This window comes from Bartonella sp. AD13SXNS (genome assembly GCF_042196465.1).
Taxonomy (GTDB): domain Bacteria; phylum Pseudomonadota; class Alphaproteobacteria; order Rhizobiales; family Rhizobiaceae; genus Bartonella.
In genome coordinates this window covers 1-280 of the sequence record NZ_JBHIQI010000104.1, presented here as the reverse complement: position 1 = coordinate 280, position 280 = coordinate 1, and the positions used below count along the sequence as shown (strand labels likewise).

Below are 280 nucleotides of genomic sequence, written 5' to 3'. Positions count from 1 at the left end.
TTTACGTGATAGCGATGATGCATGTAGAGCTATTGAGGCGTTGAAAGGTTGGTTGCAGCGTGAGGGTGGGGTTGACTGGAAAGGGAAAAAGATTCAAGATTCATGGCAGAAAATGCCAGGATATTTGATTTTGTGTGCCCAATGGAAGCGTTTGAATCCCGATGTTGTGTTTGATGTGGAAGCTTTTCATCAAAGTGTTGTGGCGTTAAGTGGTAAAGCTTTGGGGGAGATGAGTGGGGGCGATTTTATGCGCGTTATGAATGTTTGGGGGCGGGTCATC

1 pseudogene is annotated in these 280 nt (G+C 46.1%); it reads left to right on the top strand.

The window, feature by feature from the left end:
* A pseudogene (locus ACFIMQ_RS09640) lies at positions 1–280 on the top strand (GemA protein); the annotation flags it as partial.